The sequence below is a fragment of the Loktanella sp. DJP18 genome, assembly GCF_049310965.1.
In the GTDB taxonomy this organism is placed as follows: Bacteria; Pseudomonadota; Alphaproteobacteria; order Rhodobacterales; family Rhodobacteraceae; genus Loktanella.
Window position 1 is genome coordinate 1 of record NZ_JBMERN010000023.1, and the last position, 17,187, is coordinate 17,187.

18 protein-coding genes are annotated in these 17,187 nt (G+C 64.9%); 12 read left to right on the forward strand and 6 right to left on the reverse strand.

Annotation, left to right across the window (positions count from 1 at the left end):
• Position 1: 1 nt before the first annotated feature.
• The 3 genes from ACOI1H_RS09030 to ACOI1H_RS09040 all read right to left on the reverse strand — a co-directional run bounded on the left by ACOI1H_RS09030 (position 2) and on the right by ACOI1H_RS09040 (position 3,553).
• Entirely contained in the window at positions 2-322 is a 321-nt protein-coding gene (locus tag ACOI1H_RS09030) for a hypothetical protein (RefSeq protein ID WP_422436803.1), read from the reverse strand.
• A gap of 181 nt (positions 323-503) precedes the next feature.
• On the reverse strand, positions 504-791 hold the full coding sequence (locus ACOI1H_RS09035; protein WP_422436804.1) for a hypothetical protein: 288 nt from the start codon (positions 789-791) through the stop codon (positions 504-506).
• Positions 788-3,553, reverse strand: a complete 2,766-nt coding sequence (locus ACOI1H_RS09040; protein WP_422436805.1) for a glutamine-synthetase adenylyltransferase — start codon at positions 3,551-3,553, stop codon at positions 788-790. Before ACOI1H_RS09040 ends, ACOI1H_RS09035 begins: the two co-directional genes overlap by 4 nt.
• An 85-nt stretch (positions 3,554-3,638) precedes the next feature.
• Between ACOI1H_RS09040 and ACOI1H_RS09045 the strand changes: the two genes are divergently transcribed.
• The 4 genes from ACOI1H_RS09045 to ACOI1H_RS09060 all read left to right on the forward strand — a co-directional run bounded on the left by ACOI1H_RS09045 (position 3,639) and on the right by ACOI1H_RS09060 (position 6,093).
• The gene (locus ACOI1H_RS09045; RefSeq protein WP_422436806.1) at positions 3,639-4,109 is read left to right on the forward strand and encodes a YbaK/EbsC family protein; all 471 of its coding nucleotides are present in this window, start codon (positions 3,639-3,641) and stop codon (positions 4,107-4,109) included.
• 108 nt (positions 4,110-4,217) lie between these two features.
• Positions 4,218-4,643 carry a DUF2852 domain-containing protein gene (locus ACOI1H_RS09050; RefSeq protein ID WP_422436807.1) on the forward strand — a complete coding sequence of 142 codons (426 nt, stop codon included), beginning with the start codon at positions 4,218-4,220 and terminating at the stop codon, positions 4,641-4,643.
• Between the two features lie 75 nt (positions 4,644-4,718).
• Positions 4,719-5,174, forward strand: coding sequence for an RDD family protein (locus tag ACOI1H_RS09055; RefSeq protein ID WP_422436809.1), 456 nt, complete (start codon positions 4,719-4,721; stop codon positions 5,172-5,174).
• A 91-nt stretch (positions 5,175-5,265) separates the two neighbouring features.
• Complete coding sequence (locus ACOI1H_RS09060) at positions 5,266-6,093, forward strand: arginyltransferase (protein WP_422436810.1); 828 nt, start codon at positions 5,266-5,268, stop codon at positions 6,091-6,093.
• On the opposite strand, the gene ACOI1H_RS09065 is transcribed toward ACOI1H_RS09060, so the two are convergent.
• Positions 6,090-6,737: a Type 1 glutamine amidotransferase-like domain-containing protein gene (locus ACOI1H_RS09065; protein ID WP_422436812.1), complete on the reverse strand. Its 648-nt coding sequence runs from the start codon at positions 6,735-6,737 to the stop codon at positions 6,090-6,092. The genes ACOI1H_RS09060 and ACOI1H_RS09065 overlap by 4 nt on opposite strands.
• Positions 6,738-6,985: 248 nt before the next feature.
• Between ACOI1H_RS09065 and yghU the strand changes: the two genes are divergently transcribed.
• The 7 genes from yghU to ACOI1H_RS09100 all read left to right on the forward strand — a co-directional run bounded on the left by yghU (position 6,986) and on the right by ACOI1H_RS09100 (position 14,614).
• Positions 6,986-7,849: a glutathione-dependent disulfide-bond oxidoreductase gene (yghU, locus tag ACOI1H_RS09070; protein ID WP_422436814.1), complete on the forward strand. Its 864-nt coding sequence runs from the start codon at positions 6,986-6,988 to the stop codon at positions 7,847-7,849.
• Positions 7,850-7,906: 57 nt separating this feature from the next.
• Positions 7,907-8,977 carry a YihY/virulence factor BrkB family protein gene (locus ACOI1H_RS09075; RefSeq protein ID WP_422436816.1) on the forward strand — a complete coding sequence of 357 codons (1,071 nt, stop codon included), beginning with the start codon at positions 7,907-7,909 and terminating at the stop codon, positions 8,975-8,977.
• A 253-nt stretch (positions 8,978-9,230) separates the two neighbouring features.
• The gene (locus tag ACOI1H_RS09080) at positions 9,231-10,982 is read left to right on the forward strand and encodes an acetolactate synthase 3 large subunit (protein ID WP_422436818.1); all 1,752 of its coding nucleotides are present in this window, start codon (positions 9,231-9,233) and stop codon (positions 10,980-10,982) included.
• Between the two features lie 40 nt (positions 10,983-11,022).
• Positions 11,023-11,595, forward strand: a complete 573-nt coding sequence (gene ilvN, locus ACOI1H_RS09085) for an acetolactate synthase small subunit (protein ID WP_422436820.1) — start codon at positions 11,023-11,025, stop codon at positions 11,593-11,595.
• A 225-nt stretch (positions 11,596-11,820) separates the two neighbouring features.
• Positions 11,821-12,756: a nucleoside hydrolase gene (locus ACOI1H_RS09090; protein WP_422436822.1), complete on the forward strand. Its 936-nt coding sequence runs from the start codon at positions 11,821-11,823 to the stop codon at positions 12,754-12,756.
• Positions 12,753-13,205, forward strand: a complete 453-nt coding sequence (locus tag ACOI1H_RS09095; protein WP_422436824.1) for a GNAT family N-acetyltransferase — start codon at positions 12,753-12,755, stop codon at positions 13,203-13,205. The genes ACOI1H_RS09090 and ACOI1H_RS09095 overlap by 4 nt, the downstream gene beginning before the upstream one ends.
• Positions 13,202-14,614 carry a protein adenylyltransferase SelO gene (locus ACOI1H_RS09100; protein ID WP_422436825.1) on the forward strand — a complete coding sequence of 471 codons (1,413 nt, stop codon included), beginning with the start codon at positions 13,202-13,204 and terminating at the stop codon, positions 14,612-14,614. Before ACOI1H_RS09095 ends, ACOI1H_RS09100 begins: the two co-directional genes overlap by 4 nt.
• Positions 14,615-14,767: 153 nt before the next feature.
• Here the strand turns inward: ACOI1H_RS09100 and ACOI1H_RS09105 are convergent, their stop codons facing one another.
• Together ACOI1H_RS09105 and ACOI1H_RS09110 are read right to left on the reverse strand one after the other, a co-directional pair.
• Positions 14,768-15,316: a peptidylprolyl isomerase gene (locus tag ACOI1H_RS09105; RefSeq protein ID WP_422436827.1), complete on the reverse strand. Its 549-nt coding sequence runs from the start codon at positions 15,314-15,316 to the stop codon at positions 14,768-14,770.
• Positions 15,309-15,815 carry a peptidylprolyl isomerase gene (locus tag ACOI1H_RS09110; protein WP_422436829.1) on the reverse strand — a complete coding sequence of 169 codons (507 nt, stop codon included), beginning with the start codon at positions 15,813-15,815 and terminating at the stop codon, positions 15,309-15,311. The genes ACOI1H_RS09105 and ACOI1H_RS09110 overlap by 8 nt, the downstream gene beginning before the upstream one ends.
• Before the next feature lie 129 nt (positions 15,816-15,944).
• On the opposite strand from ACOI1H_RS09110, the gene ACOI1H_RS09115 reads away from it, so the two are divergent.
• A complete protein-coding gene (locus ACOI1H_RS09115; RefSeq protein ID WP_422436831.1) occupies positions 15,945-17,123 on the forward strand; it encodes a phosphoglycerate kinase in 1,179 nt (392 codons plus the stop codon).
• Positions 17,124-17,187 lie beyond the last annotated feature (64 nt).

Sequence of the window (17,187 nt, forward strand, 5' to 3'; positions counted from 1 at the left end):
GTCAGTTGGACGTCGTCGTCGAAGTCGCATCGGTCGCCGCGCCGCTGCCGGCCACGCCGACCAGAACGGCCAATGCGGGAAACAGCGCCGGGGCGAAGCCGCCCAGCAGTGGCACGAAACCCGTGACGGCCTCACTCTCGGTCAGGCAGATCGTGGTGATCTGGCTTGCCGTCATGTAGCTGGCGGATTTGACGCCGAATTCGCAGACATTCGCTTCGGTCGCCCTGGCAAAGGCGTCATCGGCAGACCCGGCGGCAGCCTGGGCAAACGCTGCGCTTGGCATCGCGAGGGCGACGGTGGCGACAAAACAGAACCTGTTCATGGAGATATCCTTTCGATCCGATAGCTATGAATTAGCAGGGGGCGACGCGGTCTCGGTAGCATTAAATACCTCGATATCTACACAACCTCCAGTTGAATCGACGCGGATGATTTTAGGGGCTGGTCGGCTGCCCCGCTTGTCGAATCGGTCTGAAGGACCGCAATCGATGGCAAGTAATGCGTCAGGCCGGTTCGTCGTCCTGAGTTGCGGCCCGTCCGGCCCGACCGCCGCGGCGTCGTGCGATCGGTGATCGCGCCAGACCTGCCTTCAGCGTCTGCATCATCGGATGATCCGCAGGCTGATCTGCATATTGATCGCACAACGCGGCCACCCGCGCCCGCAGGTCACCGGTCTGGCTTCTCTTCATCGCCCAGTCCAGAAAGATGACGCGACAGTCGGCCGCCGTGATGCCGTCGATGCGAAACGCCTCGCGGATCAGCCCGGCGGGGTCCAGAGCGTCGCCCTTCATCGGGCAAGCCGCGCGCCGATGACCGCATCGGCCGAAGCTGCCGCGTCTGCCATGGCTGCCTGCAAATCATTCATCGTGTCGAACCCCGTTTCCCGCAGCACAAAGCGGCGGCCACCTTCGCCCAGCGCACCCGGGTCCAGCACGCCACCGGTCAGCAATCGCCCGGCCGCCTGCAAGCGCCAGAAAAGCCCGGCCGCACGGTCGAGTGCTGCGCCATCTGCGGCGTCGAGCCAGCCGCCCGCGACACCGGCCGCGATCTGCCCCGGGACATCGCGCAGATCCGACCCCATGACAAGGGCCGCGGTCTGCGCGGCGAGCTCGACATCCATCAGCCGGCCCGGCCCCATCTTGGCATCCCAGTCGCCCTGCGCCGGCTTTGCGTCGGCCAGTCGCGCGCGCATGGCGGCGACGTCGGTCAGAACGCCGGGTCCGCGCCCCTTCGACTTCAGCAGGCTGCGGCGGAACGCCTCGACCCCTGCCATCAGCACCTTTGCCCCGGCAATCGGCTTGGCGCGGGTCAGCGCGAGATGTTCCCAGGTCCAGGCCTCTTCCTGCTGGTAGTCGCGGAAGGCGGCCCAGGAGGTTGCGACCGGACCCTGTTTGCCCGATGGGCGCAGGCGCATGTCGACCTCGTATAGGCGGCCATCGGCCATCGGTGCGGACAGCGCCGTGACCAGCGCCTGCGTCAGCCGCGCATAGTAGCTGCGGACCGGCAGCGGTCGCGGGCCTGTCGAATTGCCCCAGACGTCGGCGTCGTAGATCACGATCAGGTCCACGTCGGACAGGGCGTTCAACCGCCCGGCACCCAGTGACCCCATGCCCAGCACAACGGCCCCCTGCCCAGGCAGCGGTCCGTGCCTGCGGGCGAAATCGGCGCAGACGACGGGCCAGATGCCTGCGATCACCGCCTCGGCCAGGTCGGCGTAGTGCTGGCCACTGTCGGTCGCGTCCGTCAGGCCGCGCAGGTGGTGGACGCCGATGCGGAAATGCCACTCCCGCGCCCAGCGGCGGGCGATGTTCAGCGCCGTCTCGAAGTCGTCGGTGCCGCCCATCGCATCAGCAAGCGCAGTCGTCAGCGCAGCCACCCCCGGCCAAGGTGCGAAGAAATCGCCGCCGATCACCGCATCCAGCACGCCCGCGTTGCGCGATAGATACTGGGCCAGCGCCGGTGCCGTGGCGCAGATGTCGACGATCAACTGCGTCAGGCTGGGGTTCGCCTCGAACAGGGCGAATAGCTGGACGCCAGCGGGCAGGCCGGACAGGAAGGCGTCGAAGTTGATCAGCGCCTCTTCGGGCCGGGCGGCCTCTGCCAGTCGCGACAGGATGCCGGGGCGCAGGCGCTCGAAGGTCTGCACGGCGCGGGCCGACCGGAGCGCCGGGTAATCCGGCCAGCGGGCCGTGATCTCTTGCCCCCAGTCGCCCGGATCGGCCTTGCGGGGGCTGTCGGGGGCAAAGAAGCCTTCGGTCAGGCTGTGGACCTCGGTCAGGCGATCGGTCAGGTCGGCGCGCAGGGTCGCGCTGTCCGTGTCCATGAAGGCGGCCAGCCGGTCGAAGCCAGCGGCGTCCTGCGGCAGGCTGTGGGTCTGCGCGTCGTTGATCATCTGCAACCGGTGCTCGACGGTGCGATGCGCCGTGTAGTGGTCGGACAGACGGTCGCGCAGATCGACCGGTATCCAGCCCGAGGCCGCAAGCCGCGACAGTCCCGCGACAGTGCCGCGCACCCGCAATGACGCATCGCGGCCCCCCGCGATCAATTGGCGCGTCTGGGTGAAGAACTCGATCTCGCGGATGCCGCCGCGGCCCAGTTTCATGTTGTGCCCCTCAAGGGTCAGCCTGCCGCCCAGACCCTTGTGGTCGCGGATGCGCAGCCGCATGTCGTGGGCGTCCTGGATCGCGGCATAGTCCAGATGCTTGCGCCAGACGAAAGGGCGCAGCGTGTCGAGGAACCGCTGCCCCGCGGAGATGTCACCGGCACAGGGCGCGGCCTTGATGTAGGCGGCACGTTCCCAGGTGCGCCCCACGCTTTCGTAATAGCGCTCTGCGGCGGTCATCGACAGGCAGACCGGCATGACGGAGGCATCGGGCCGCAGTCGCAGGTCCGTGCGAAAAACGTAGCCGTCGGCGGTGTTGTCCGACAGCAACGCGCACATGCGACGGGTGACGCGGACAAAGGCGGCGCGGGCGGTCACGCTGTCCTCTGGCGTGAAGCGATCGTCGTCGAACAGACAGATCAGGTCGATGTCGGAGGAGTAATTGAGCTCTCCCGCGCCCTGCTTGCCCATCGCCAGCACGACCATGCCGCCTGCGTCGGCGGCGTCGTCGGGGATCAGTCCGGGCAGCTTGCCGCGCGCGATCTCGGCCGCGACAAGCGGCACGATGCAGGCCTGCACGGATGCGGCAGCAAGGTCGGTCAGCGCCTGCGTCACGGTTGACAAGGGCCAGACGCCTGCCAGATCGCACAGTGCCGTCAGCAAGGCGACCCGCGCCTTTGACTGCCGCAGGCCGGGACCGAGGTCGGCAAACGGGATCGCGGGAATCGCCGCAAGGGTCTGCGCCAGAGCCGCTTCTGGATCGTTCTGGGCGGCTTGCAGCCAATCCGCCTCTCGCGCAATCAATCCCGCAAGGTAAGGGCTGCACCCGGCGGTTCCCGCGATCAGATCGCGCAGGGGGGCGTCGGCCCAAGGCACATGAGCCGATGCGTCGGCCCCACGATCGGCGTCAAAGGGACGCGGGTGGCGGGTCATGCGGACAGAGAGGGTCATGCAGGCGTCTTTCGAGTTGGTCTTGGCGGGGCTGGAGCCGCCAGCCCTTTCGGGCAATAGTGCAAGCGTGGCGAAAGGGCTGGCGATGAGCAAGAGTTTGAAGCGGGTTCAGGCCGCATTGATCGCTGCGGGGCTGGACATCGTGCCACTGGAAATGGCGGCCGAGACGCGCACGGCGGCGCAGGCAGCAGCCGCGGCGGGCTGTGCACTGGACCAGATCGCCAAGTCGATCGTGTTTCAGGGTGCCGAGAGCGGTGCCGTCGTGCTGTTCGTCACGGCGGGCGGGCGACAGGTGGACCCTGCCCGCGCCGCTTTGGTCGCCGGTGAGGCGTTGGTGCGCGCCGACGCGGATGCGGTGCGCGCGCAGACCGGCTTTGCCATAGGTGGCGTGTCGCCGGTCGGGCATCTTTCGCCGGTGCGGGCCTTCCTCGATCCCGCGTTGCTGGCTTTCGGAACGGTCTGGGCCGCCGCCGGCACGCCGCGACACATCTTCGCCATCGCCCCGCAGGACCTCTTGCGAATTTCCGGCGCGCAAGTGGCTGATTTCGCAAGCTGATACTCGGCAATGTAAATTACCTTCACATCGACCCTTGCAGGAATGGACGTCCGACCTCATATCGAGAATGTGAACGACATTAACATCAACACCGACAGGAGCACGCCGATGTATTCGACCCCCTCTTACAGCCAACCCAGCGGCCCGATGGTCTGGTTGCGCCGCACCGAAGCCTGGCTTGACGCCCGTGGCAAGGGTGCCTGGATCGTCGCGATGATCGCGGGATTCATTCTGGTGTGGCCAGTCGGCCTCGCCCTTCTGGCCTACATGATCTGGAGCAAACGCATGTTTTCCCGCAATACACCCATTCGCGCCATGTCCCGTCCTTTTGGTGGCAGCGTGATGCAATCTTCCGGCAACCGGGCTTTTGATGCCTACAAGGAAGAGACGCTGCGCCGCCTGCAGGAAGAGCAGGACAGCTTCAACGATTTCCTCGGCCGTCTGCGCGACGCCAAGGACAAGGCCGAGTTCGACCAGTTCATGGCCGATCGCAAGGGCGACACTGCTGTGCAGGAACCGCGCAGCGACTCCTGAACTGCAAAGGCATGATGCGTCTCTGGCGGCCCCGACATCCGGGGCCGCCGCCCTGCCAATCAAAGGACCACGACAATGATGACCGCTCCCTTGCCCCTGACCAACGGCCTGCCCGACCCGGAACATGACGCCGACTTCTACGCCGGCGTGCCGACCAAACGGGCGCTGGCCTGGGCCGCCGACGTGACGCTGGTGCTGATCGTGTCGCTGCTGATCGTGCCCTTCACGGCCTTCACGGCGATCTTCTTCTTTCCGGTCCTGATGATGACGGTCGGCTTCGTCTATCGCTGGTTCACCATCGCGGGCGGGTCCGCCACGTGGGGGATGCGCCTGATGGGGATCGAACTGCGCGCACATGACGGTGCCCGCCTGAACGGCACGACCGCCTTGTTGCACACGCTGGGCTATACGGTCTCGTTCGTCACTTTTCCGCTGCAACTGCTGTCGGCGGCAATGATGGCCACCACACCGCGCGGTCAGGGCGTCAGCGACTATCTGCTGGGCACGACCGCGATCAATCGCCCCGCCTGAGCGTCACGGAGCAGGCGGAAAATCTCGGTCACGACAATTCCGCATTTCGGGGGGCTTGTCGGCGCACCCCGCGGGCCACTATCTTCACCTCATGCGCCACCTGCTTCCTCCGACGCCGCAATTCTACGTGACGGCCCCGCAACCCTGTCCGTATCTTGACGGGCGGATGGAACGAAAGCTGTTCACCGCCCTGCAGGGCGAGGCCGCGACGGCGTTGAACGATACCCTGTCAAAGCAGGGGTTCCGACGGTCGCAGAACGTGCTGTACCGGCCAAGCTGCGCCGAATGTGCCGCCTGCATGTCCGCCCGCATCCGGGTGGCGGATTTTCAGCCCACCCGCAGCCAGCGCAGGGTCCTGAAGCGCAACGCGATGCTCAAGCGCCGGGCGACCTCGCCCTGGGCGACGGAAGACCAGTACGAGCTGTTCCGCCGCTATCTTGACGCACGCCATGCGGACGGCGGGATGGCGGACATGGACATGTTCGAATTCGCCGCGATGGTCGAGGAGACGCCGGTCCGGTCGCGGCTGATCGAATACGCCGACATGCGCGACAGCAAGGCGGGACCGGTTGCGGCCTGCCTGACGGATATCCTCGATGACGGGCTGTCGATGGTGTATTCGTTCTTCGCGCCCGAGCTGGAGCGGGACAGCCCCGGCAGTTTCCTGATCCTCGATCACATCGCGATCGCGCGCGAGCTGGGTCTGCCTTACGTCTATCTGGGCTACTGGGTGCCGGGCAGTCCCAAGATGGGCTACAAGGCGAATTTCACCGCCCTCGAGATCTTTCGCGACGGCGTCTGGGCGGATATCGGCGATCCGGATGGCTACGATTCCGCGCTGCATCCGCTGTCGACCGATCCCATCGCCGAACAGGTTGCGCGGATCAACCTGCCCAACGGGTCCTCGGTCGTGCGCTAGGGCATCAAGGTCGTCCGGTCGCCCTCGACGACGATGACCTGCCCGTCCTGCAACGCGACGAATGGCATCCGCTGATCGGTCAGCCACTGCGCCGCCTTGTCCGCGCCACTGGAATCGCGATGGCCAGAGCCCGCATGCGGGACCACGGATTTCGGAAAGAGGTTGAGGCCTTCGTAGGAAATCGCCTCATCCCCGAAGGTGCCGACCTTGGGGTCGTCCATCAGATCGAGGCCGCGCAGGGTGGGTGCCGCGACGATGGCCCCGGCGCTGAAGCCGCCATAGACTAGCGCATCCTGTGCCAGCAACCCGTGGATCACCCCGTCAAAGCCGCTGGCGCGCATCGCGCGGCGCAGCACAAAGGCGTTGCCGCCCAGCACCCAGACCAGCCCGCAGGCCGAAAGCTGATCGTGCAGCCGGATCGGCGAACCGACGTAGTCCCGCAGGTCGAACCAGCCTGCTGGCAGGCCAAGCGCGTGCAGTTCGGCCACCGGGTCGTAGGTCGTCGCGGCATAGACTGCGCGCGCGGCGGCGGGGATGTAGTCCAGCGCATTGCCGATCACGAGCGTGTTGCGCCGCTTGCCGACAAGCCGCACCAGCGTATCAGCATGACGGCCAAGGCGTTGAGAGGATAGATAAAGGCGCATGGTTACAATCCGTTGGAGGCAGGAGTTCACGGACCGGCGTCTGGGTCCGCGCGTTGAAGTCCCGCCGATCCTGCATCCGATCGCGGCGCTGGCAAGTGCAAACCGCACGAAACTGTCGCGACCGAAGGGCAAGTCGCGGCCAGCACGGCATCGTCAGGAAAGCCTCCGCACAGCACGGCCTGCGTCAGCGCACTTTGCATGCGGGCCGCGCGGGGCTATCTCTGGCGTCAACATGAAGGAGGCCAGAGATGTCCGATTACACCCCGCCCGCGGTCTGGACCTGGGACGCCGAGAATGGCGGCCAGTTCGCGAAGACCAACCGCCCCATCGCCGGGGCCACCCATGACAAGGACCTGCCGCGCGGCGATCACCGTTTCCAGCTGCACTCGCTCGCCACGCCGAATGGCGTGAAGGTGACGGTCATGCTGGAGGAATTGCTGGAGGCCGGGCATGCGGGCGCGGAATATGACGCCTGGCCGATCCGCATCGGTGACGGCGATCAGTTCGGATCGGGGTTCGTCTGCATCAATCCGAATTCCAAGATCCCGGCGATGCTGGACACCCAGACCGACACCCGCATCTTCGAGAGCGCGTCGATCCTCCTCTACCTCGCCGAAGAATTCGACGCCTTCCTGCCGAAGGACCGCAAGGCGCGAACCGAGGCCATGAACTGGCTGTTCTGGCTGCAAGGCTCTGCGCCCTACCTTGGCGGCGGGTTCGGGCATTTCTACGCCTATGCACCCGAAAAGTTCGAATACCCGATCAATCGCTTCACGATGGAAGCCAAGCGCCAGCTCGATGTGCTGGACCGCAACCTGGCCGACCGCGAATACCTGAGCGGGTCCGACTATTCCATCGCGGACATGGCGACGGCCCCCTGGTATGGAGCCTTGGTCAAGGGACAGGTTTATGATGCGGCTGCGTTTCTGGACGCCGCCAGCTACACCAACGTCCTGCGCTGGGCCGATACGGTCATGAACCGCCCGGCCTACAAGCGCGGTCGCATGGTGAACCGCCTGTTCGGAGAGCCGTCCGAACAGTTGCACGAACGGCACGCCGCGTCCGATTTCGAGACGCAGACCCAGGACAAGATCGGTAAATCCGAGGGCTAGGCGGAACATCGCCTTCACCGCGGCATTGATGTGCAGACGCCCAAAGAGGATTCTGCAATGCCGACGACCGACGCCCACCCCAAAAACATCACGACCAAGGGGTGGGTTGCGCTGCTCAAACGGGTCTGGACCGAGATCGGCGACGATCATATCGGGTTGATCGCAGCGGGCTGTGCCTTCTACGGACTGCTTGCGATTTTTCCGGGACTGGTCGCCGCCATGGCGCTGGCGGGGCTTTTCACAGACCCCGCCACGATCGTGGACCAGCTTGAAACCCTGACCCGCGTGATCCCGACCGAGGCCGCGCAGATCGTCATCGATCAGGCAAAATCGGTTGCAGGAAGCGACAGCGGCGGGCTGGGGCTGGCGGCGATCTTTGGCCTCGCAACCGCCTTCTATTCCGCAACCAATGGCATGGCGGCACTGATCGAGGGGCTGAACGTCGCCTTCGACGTGACCGAACCGCGCAGCTTCTTTCGGTCCTTCGTCGTCCGGGGCGGCCTGACGCTGGGGCTGATCGCAGGCTTCTTCGGCATTGTGCTGGTACTGGTCGCCTTGCCTATCGTACTGACGTTCCTGCGCCTTCCGACCGACACGGTGTGGTATGTCATGCTGGTACGCTGGCCCGTCGTGCTGATCCTCGTGGCGGCCGGGCTGGCCGTGCTCTACCGCTTCGGCCCGGCGCGGCCAAACCGCCAGTGGCGCTGGATCACCCCGGGGGCAGCATTCGCATGCCTTCTGTGGATCGCGGGATCGGCCGCATTCGGATATTATGTCAGCAACTTCGCAACTTACAACGAGACGTTCGGCGCGTTGGGCGGCGTCATCGTCCTGCTGATGTGGCTGTGGCTGTCCGCTTACATCGTCCTTTTGGGAGCCGAGATCGATGCCGAGATCGAGGCGCAGGCCAAACAGGCTCCGTCCCCCGCCACAGCAGAGGCCGCCAGTGCCGATTCCGATCTGCTGGATGCGGGACACGCCGGCGCGAAACCGGGACAGGCGCAGGACGACCGCACCGAAATGCAGCCGCGCCCGACCGAGCGCAAAGGTGCCCCGCTCTCGTTCGGCGGATTGGCGCTTCTAGCGGGGGCAGTCGTGTTGGCAGGAAAAGGCAAAACCCGGGGCTGATTTACGAATGTTGCGAAATTTCATGACTTCACGACATTTTCTCCTGACCTGTGGTTGACCCTTTCGCGCGGTCCGCCTAGAACATCGTCACGTAAAGGAATCCCGCATGACCACGGACGTACTCATCGTAGGAAGAACGCGCATGGGCCGGTGACGGTTTGACCATAACGGTTCCCCATGCGCCCCCGTCAAACGCGGGGGCTTTTTTGTGCGATACACCCTGCGACGACGACCGCTGACAAGGACTGAAACGATGACAAAGACGATGACTGGCGCAAAGATGGTGGTGCAGGCCCTGATCGATCAGGGCGTGGAGGTCGTGTTCGGCTATCCCGGCGGAGCCGTGCTGCCGATCTATGACGAGATTTTCCAGCAGAACCATATCCAGCACGTCCTTGTCCGTCACGAACAGGGGGCCGTCCATGCCGCCGAAGGCTATGCCCGGTCCACCGGCAAGCCGGGTGTCGCGCTTGTCACCTCTGGCCCCGGTGCGACCAATGCGGTCACCGGCCTGACCGATGCATTGATGGACAGCATCCCGATCATCGTGCTGACGGGTCAGGTGCCGACCTTCATGATCGGAACCGATGCCTTTCAAGAGGCCGATACCGTCGGCATCACCCGCGCCTGCACCAAGCACAACTGGCTGGTGAAGGACACCGACAAGCTGGCCAACACCATTCACGAGGCGTTCCATGTCGCGACCTCGGGTCGGCCCGGTCCGGTTCTGATCGACATTCCCAAGGACGTGCAGTTCGCCAACGGCACTTATTCGGAAAAGGCGAAGCGCCGTTCGCACTACGCGCCCCAGGTGAAGGGCGACATCGCCACGATCACCGAACTGGCCGAGGCAATGGCCCGTGCAAAGCGTCCGGTCTTCTACACAGGCGGCGGCGTCGTGAACTCCGGCCCCGCCGCGTCGCAGTTGTTGCGTGAATTGGTGGAGGCCACGGGCTTTCCGATCACCTCGACGCTGATGGGGCTTGGCTGCTATCCTGCCTCCGGCCCCGCGTGGCTGGGGATGCTGGGGATGCACGGCACCTATGAAGCCAACATGACGATGCACGGCTGCGATCTGCTGATCAACATCGGTGCCCGGTTCGACGACCGCATCACCGGCCGCATCGACGCCTTCAGCCCCAAGTCGCAGAAGGCGCATATCGACATCGACGCGTCCAGCATCAACAAGGTGATCCACGTCGACATGCCGATCCTTGGCGACGTGGCGCATGTGCTGGAGGATCTGCTGAAGGTCTGGAAGGCGCAGGGTCGCCGCACCGAGCGGGAGTCGCTGGCGAAGTGGTGGAAGCAGATCGACGAATGGCGCAAGGTCGATTGCCTTGGTTTCACGCAGGACAGTCCGGTGATCCGGCCGCAATACGCGTTGAGCCGGCTTGAGGCGCTGACCAAGGACCACGACCGCTACATCACCACGGAGGTCGGCCAACACCAGATGTGGGCCGCGCAGTACATGGGGTTCGAGGCACCGAACCGCTGGATGACCTCCGGCGGCCTTGGCACGATGGGTTACGGCATGCCCGCTTCGATCGGCGTTCAGATGGCGCACCGTGACGCGCTAGTCATCAACGTGGCAGGCGAAGCGTCATGGCTGATGAACATGCAGGAGATGGGGACGGCGATGCAATATCGACTGCCCGTCAAGCAGTTCATCCTGAACAACGAACGCCTGGGCATGGTCCGCCAGTGGCAGCAACTGCTGCACGGCGAACGCTACAGCCAGTCCTGGTCAGAGGCCCTGCCCGACTTCGTGAAACTGGCCGAGGCCTTTGGTGCCAAGGGCATTCGTTGCGACAATCCGGACGATCTGGACGAAGCGATCAAGGAAATGATCGCCTACGACGGGCCGGTCATCTTTGACTGCCTCGTGGAAAAGCACGAGAACTGCTTTCCCATGATCCCATCGGGCAAGGCGCATAACGAAATGTTGCTGGCCAATGCGCAGGTGCAGGGGTCCATCACGGCCACGGGGGCGGTGCTGGTCTGACCGACGTCCGACCCACGCCCGAAAAGACAAGGATTTGAACATGTCGGCACTGAACATCAAGAAGGGCGCGAGCAGCCACTCCGCCTATGACCTGCGCCCCACCTTCGGGGATACCATCGAACGGCACACGCTGGCCGTGATCGTCGAGAACGAACCGGGCGTGCTGGCGCGCGTCATCGGGCTGTTCGCCGGACGCGGCTACAACATCGAAAGCCTGACCGTGGCCGAGATCGACCACACCGGACATCGGTCGCGCATCACCATCGTCACGGCAGGCACGCCGCAGGTCATCGTCCAGATCAAGGCGCAGCTTGGCCGGATCGTGCCGGTGCATGAGGTGCACGACCTGACGGTCGAAGGCCCGTCCGTCGAACGCGAACTGGCGCTGCTGAAGGTCGCCGGTCAAGGCGACGCGCGGGTCGAGGCACTGCGGCTTGCCGACATCTTTCGCGCCAGCGTGGTCGACAGCACCCTGCAATCCTTCGTGTTCGAGATCACGGGCACACCCGAAAAGATCGACGCCTTCGCGGACCTGATGCGTCCGCTTGGTCTGCAGGAGGTGGCGCGCACCGGGGTCGCAGCCCTCGCGCGCGGGACGCAAAGCCACGTCTGACGCAGTGCCCGTATGCTGCAAGGATTGGCACCATTCCGGTCGGACTCTCAGGGCCGATGCGCCATTCTGACGATCCCCTGTAGCAGCCTGCGGTTCCGATACGCACACCGCAAGCCGCACACGGCGCTACGCTCCGCGAAAGACAGCCTTTTCTGACCCGACGCCCCCCTTGCCCCTGCCCGGCAGCAGCGTCAGACTGTGCGACGAAACCGTCGAGGACCACCAATGCCGCGCAAGATCATCATAGACACGGACCCCGGACAGGACGACGCCGTCGCGATCCTGCTGGCACTGGCGTCTCCGGAACTCGAGGTGATGGGCATCACCGCGGTCGCCGGCAACGTGCCGCTGTCCCTGACCCAGCGCAACGCCAGAATCATCTGCGAACTGGCCGGTCGGTCCGACATGGGGGTCTATGTCGGCTGCGACGCGCCACTCGCGCGCCGGCTGGTGACGGCAGAGCATGTACACGGCAAGACCGGGCTTGACGGGCCGCAGATGGTGGATCCGACGATGCCCTTGCAGTCCAGACATGCGGTCGATTTCATCATCGACACCCTGCGCGGTGCGGCACCCGGCACGGTCACGCTCTGCCCTCTTGGCCCGCTGACCAACATCGCGACCGCCTTTCGCCGCGCGCCCGACATCATCGCCCGCGTGCAGGAGATCGTGTTGATGGGTGGTGCCTATTTTCAGGTCGGAAACATCACGCCCACCGCCGAATTCAACATCTACGTCGACCCCGAAGCTGCCGCCGAGGTATTTGCCGCCGGCGTGCCGCTGGTCGTCATGCCGCTTGACGTCACACACAAGGCGCTTGCGACACAGGCCCGCGTCGACGCCTTTCGCGCCCTTGGCAGCCGCGTGGGCGACATGGTCGCGGAATGGACCAACTTCTTCGAACGGTTCGACAAGGAAAAATACGGCTCGGCCGGGGCACCGCTGCATGATCCCTGTGTGATCGCCTACCTGCTGCAACCGGACCTGTTTACCGGACGGCATGTCAATGTCGTGGTCGAGACGGGCTCTGACCTAACCCTTGGCATGACTGTCGCGGACTGGTGGCGCGTCACGGACCGCGCGCCGAATGCGATGTTCATGGGCGACGTTGACGCCGATGGTTTCTTTGCCTTGCTGACCGCGCGTCTGGCCCGCCTGTGAGTACTGCAATCGCCCTTGCCTCGGCCACCGATGCCGACCGCGTCATGGACCTGATGACGCGCTATCATACGGACGCGGGCCTGCCCCACGACGATGGACATCGCGCCACTGTGGCCGGGCCGTTGCTGGACGGCTCGCCTCTTGGGGCGATCTGGCTGATCGGTCCCAAAAGCAGCCCGCTGGGGTATGTGATGGTGACGTTCGGATGGTCGATGCCGCACGGCGGCATGGTCGGCTGGCTCGAGGAATGCTACATTCGTCCCTCTGTCCGCGGCCGTGGCATCGGGACCGAGGTCCTGCACGCCGTCGCAGTGAACCTGGGCCGCGCCGGGATGAAGGCGATGCACGCGATCCTGCCCCTGGCCGACCCGGACGCCGCCGCGCGCTTTTGCACGCGGGCTGGCTTCCGCGCGGTCCCCGGCGCACGCATAATGACGGACCCGCTATGATTGCCTTCGACAACAGTTTTGCCCGGCTGCTGCCGCAAATGTTCACGCGAATAGGTCCCACGCCCGTGCCTGCGCCACAGATGCTGGCTCACAACGATGCCTTGGCCAGCATGCTGGGGATCGACCCCGACTGGCTGACAACGCGAGAGGCGCTGGCGGTCTTTGCCGGGAACACCAATCCCGCAGGGGCAGCCCCGCTGGCGCAGCTTTATGCCGGCCATCAGTTCGGCAACTGGAACCCGCAACTGGGTGACGGCCGCGCGATCCTGCTAGGCGAGGTCGTGGGCACCGACGGCATACGCCGCGACATCCAGCTGAAGGGGTCCGGCCCGACCCCCTACAGCCGGTCCGGCGACGGTCGCGCCTGGCTGGGTCCGGTGCTGCGGGAATACCTGGTGTCCGAGGCGATGGCGGCGATGGGCGTGCCCACGACCCGCGCCCTTTTTGCCGCCACGACGGGTGAAACCGTTCATCGCGAAACCGCCCTGCCCGGCGCCGTGCTGACCCGCATCGCGCAAAGTCATATCCGCGTCGGCACCTTTCAGGTCCATGCCGCGCGGCAGGACCGGGCTGCGTTGCAGGCCCTGACGGATCATGTGATCGCACGGCATTATTCGCAGGCCGACGGCATCCCCGGACTGCTGGATGCTGTCGTCGCCGCACAGGCCCGGCTGATCGCTCGGTGGATGGGACTAGGTTTCATACACGGCGTGATGAACACCGACAACATGGCCGTCAGCGGAGAGACCATCGACTATGGCCCCTGCGCCTTCATGGACGGCTATGACCCGGCGACGGTTTTCAGCAGCATCGACCGGATGGGGCGGTATGCCTATGCGAACCAGCCGGGCATCGCACTGTGGAACCTTGCCCAGTTCGCGACGGCGTTGATACCGCTGATGCCCGATCAGGACGCCGCGATCGAGGATTTTACAGGTCGCATCAATCGGTTTGGCGATCTTTATCAGGCCGAGTGGGTTTCCGTCTTCGGGGCCAAGATCGGTCTGGCCGATCCCGGTCTGGACGACGCCGACTTGATCCAGACGCTTCTGACCCTGATGGCGCAGGACCGGTTGGATTTCACGAATACCTTCGCGGGACTGAATGGCCCCGACATCGCTTCGCAGTTTTCGGATGCCGCGGGCTTTGCCGACTGGGTTGCCGCATGGCAGACACGCAGGTCCGTTGACCATGCAACGATCATGGCGGCGGCCAATCCCCGGGTGATCCCCCGCAACCACCGGATCGAAGAGGTCATCGTCGCCGCAGTCGCGGGCGATATGGCACCGTTCCACAAGCTTCTTGGCGTCGTGACACAGCCCTTTGCCCCGCTTGACGCCGCCCGCGCGCCCTATGCCGCGCCGCCGACCCCGCAAGAGATCGTGGCCGCAACCTTTTGCGGCACATGAGCGTCTAAGTTTCTTGATAGTGCCCCGCCGGAAGCTCCAGAGCCATCAACCGGACGGGACCCATCGACCTGAATCGAACCCCGCCGCAAGAACCCGGAATGTCGTGCGGGCCCCGCAGGGCCCGCTTCGTTGTTTCAAGATCGGCGCCGTTGGCTATTCGGTAACGACGACGTCCGTCATCACGTCCGGTTCGCCGGTGACGGACCCGTTGGGGCCGTCGCCACGCTTGATCTGGTCGACGATCTCCATGCCCTCGGTCACCTGACCGACGATGGTGTATTGACCGTCCAGGAACGGACCCGGTGCAAACATGATGAAGAATTGGCTGTTGGCCGAATTCGGGTCCTGGCTGCGCGCCATGCCCACGACGCCACGCTCGAAGCTCAGATCGGTGCTGAACTCTGCGGCGATGTCCGGCATCTCGGACCCGCCCGTGCCGGCGCGGGACAGATCAGCGCCCGTCTTGCCGAATTCAACGTCGCCGGTCTGCGCCATGAAGCCGTCGATGACCCGGTGGAACACCACGCCGTCGTAGCCCCCGGCGGCGGCGATCGCCTCGATCTGGGCGGCGTGCTGGGGGGCCGTGTCCTCGAAGAGGTCGACGTGGATGGTGCCGTTGGCCTCGCCCGCGACGGTGATGTCAAGGCCGGTGGCAAAGGCCGGGCCGGCCGCGAGCGTCAAGAGTGCTGCGAGCTTAAACATCTGCGGCCACCTTCATGCTGATCATCCGGTCCGGATTGCGCGGCGGCTCGCCCTTGGCGATGGCATCGACATGGGCCATGCCCTCGATCACCTGGCCATAGACGGTATACTGGCCGTTCAGGAAATCGTTGTCCTTGAAGTTGATGAAGAACTGGCTGTTGGCCGAATTCGGGCTGGACGACCGAGCGGCACCGATCGATCCGCGGGCGTGTGGCACCTTGGAGAATTCGGCAGGCAGGTCCGGCTTGTCCGAACCGCCGGTTCCGGCGCGGGAGGGGGTGTAGTCCTTTTCCATGTTCGCATGTTCCACGTCGCCGGTCTGCGCCATGAAACCGTCGATCACGCGGTGAAAGGCGACGTTGTCGTAGGCCCCGGCGCGGGCTAGTTCCTTCATGCGTTCGACGTGCTTCGGCGCCACGTCCGGCAGCAGCTGGATCACGACGTCGCCATCCTTCAGCGTCATGATGATCGTGTTTTCGGGGTCCTTGATATCGGCCATTGCGGCACCTTTCCTGTGATGAACTTGGGGGTGACATATGGCGAATGGCCCGCGATGCCAAGTCACGCCCGGTTGACGCGGGCGACCCCTTGCCACAGGAATGCGGACAAACAGCGGATGGAGGCCGGGATGGCTTGGAAGACACTCGACGACATGGAACTGGCGGGCAAGCGGGTGCTGGTGCGCGTCGATATCAACGTGCCCGTCGAGGATGGCCGCGTCACCGACACGACCCGCATCGACCGCATCGTGCCGACGGTGAAGGACATCCAGGCCAAGGGCGGTCTGCCCGTCCTTCTGGCACATTTCGACCGGCCAAAGGGCCGCGTCGTGCCGGAGATGTCGTTGAAGCAGATCGTCCCGGCGCTGGAATCCGCCTTGGGGCAGGACGTGATCTTTCTGAACGGCAACTACGGCGAAGGTGTCGCTGGGATGCAGGACGGCGACGTGGCGCTGCTGGAAAACCTGCGTTTCAACCCCGGCGAGGAGGCGAATGACGCAGGTTTCGCCAAGCGTCTTGCGTCGCTGGGCGATGTTTACGTGAACGACGCATTTTCCGCCGCACACCGGGCGCACGCCAGCACGGAGGCGCTGGCGCACCTGTTGCCCGCTTGCGCCGGGCGGCTGATGGCCGAGGAGTTGTCGGCGCTGGACCGCGCGCTGGGATCGCCCGAGCGCCCGGTGGTCGCGGTCGTTGGCGGGGCGAAGGTGTCGACGAAGCTCGATCTGCTGTCGAACCTCGTCGAGAAGGTCGATGTGCTGGTGATCGGCGGCGGCATGGCGAACACATTCCTTGCCGCCAGTGGCATCGATGTGGGCAAAAGCCTGTGCGAGCATGATCTGGCCCAAACCGCCCGTGACATTGCGCAGAAAGCCGCCGACAAAGGGTGTGAAATCCTGCTGCCGCGCGATGTCGTGGTCGCGAGGGAATTTAAGGCGGGTGCCGCCAGCGAGACGGTCAAGACCGAGGATTGCCCGGCGGACGCGATGATCCTGGATGCTGGACCCGATTCCGTCGCCCATATCATGCAGGTTCTGGAGCGGGCGAAAACGCTGGTCTGGAATGGCCCGCTGGGCGCATTCGAGATCGAGCCCTTTGATGCCGCCACCAACGCCGCAGCCAAAGCCGCAGCGCAACTGACCCGCGCTGGCAAACTTGTTTCCGTGGCCGGTGGCGGCGACACGGTTGCAGCGCTGAACAAGGCGGGTGTCGCTGGCGATTTCACCTATGTCAGCACCGCAGGGGGCGCATTCCTGGAATGGATGGAAGGCAAGACCCTGCCCGGCGTGGCGGCACTGGAGAAGTAAAGCGCTGTTTGCGCTACCATTCCCCGCGTTAGCGCAACCAGAATTGTCAACCCCTCGCCCGCTG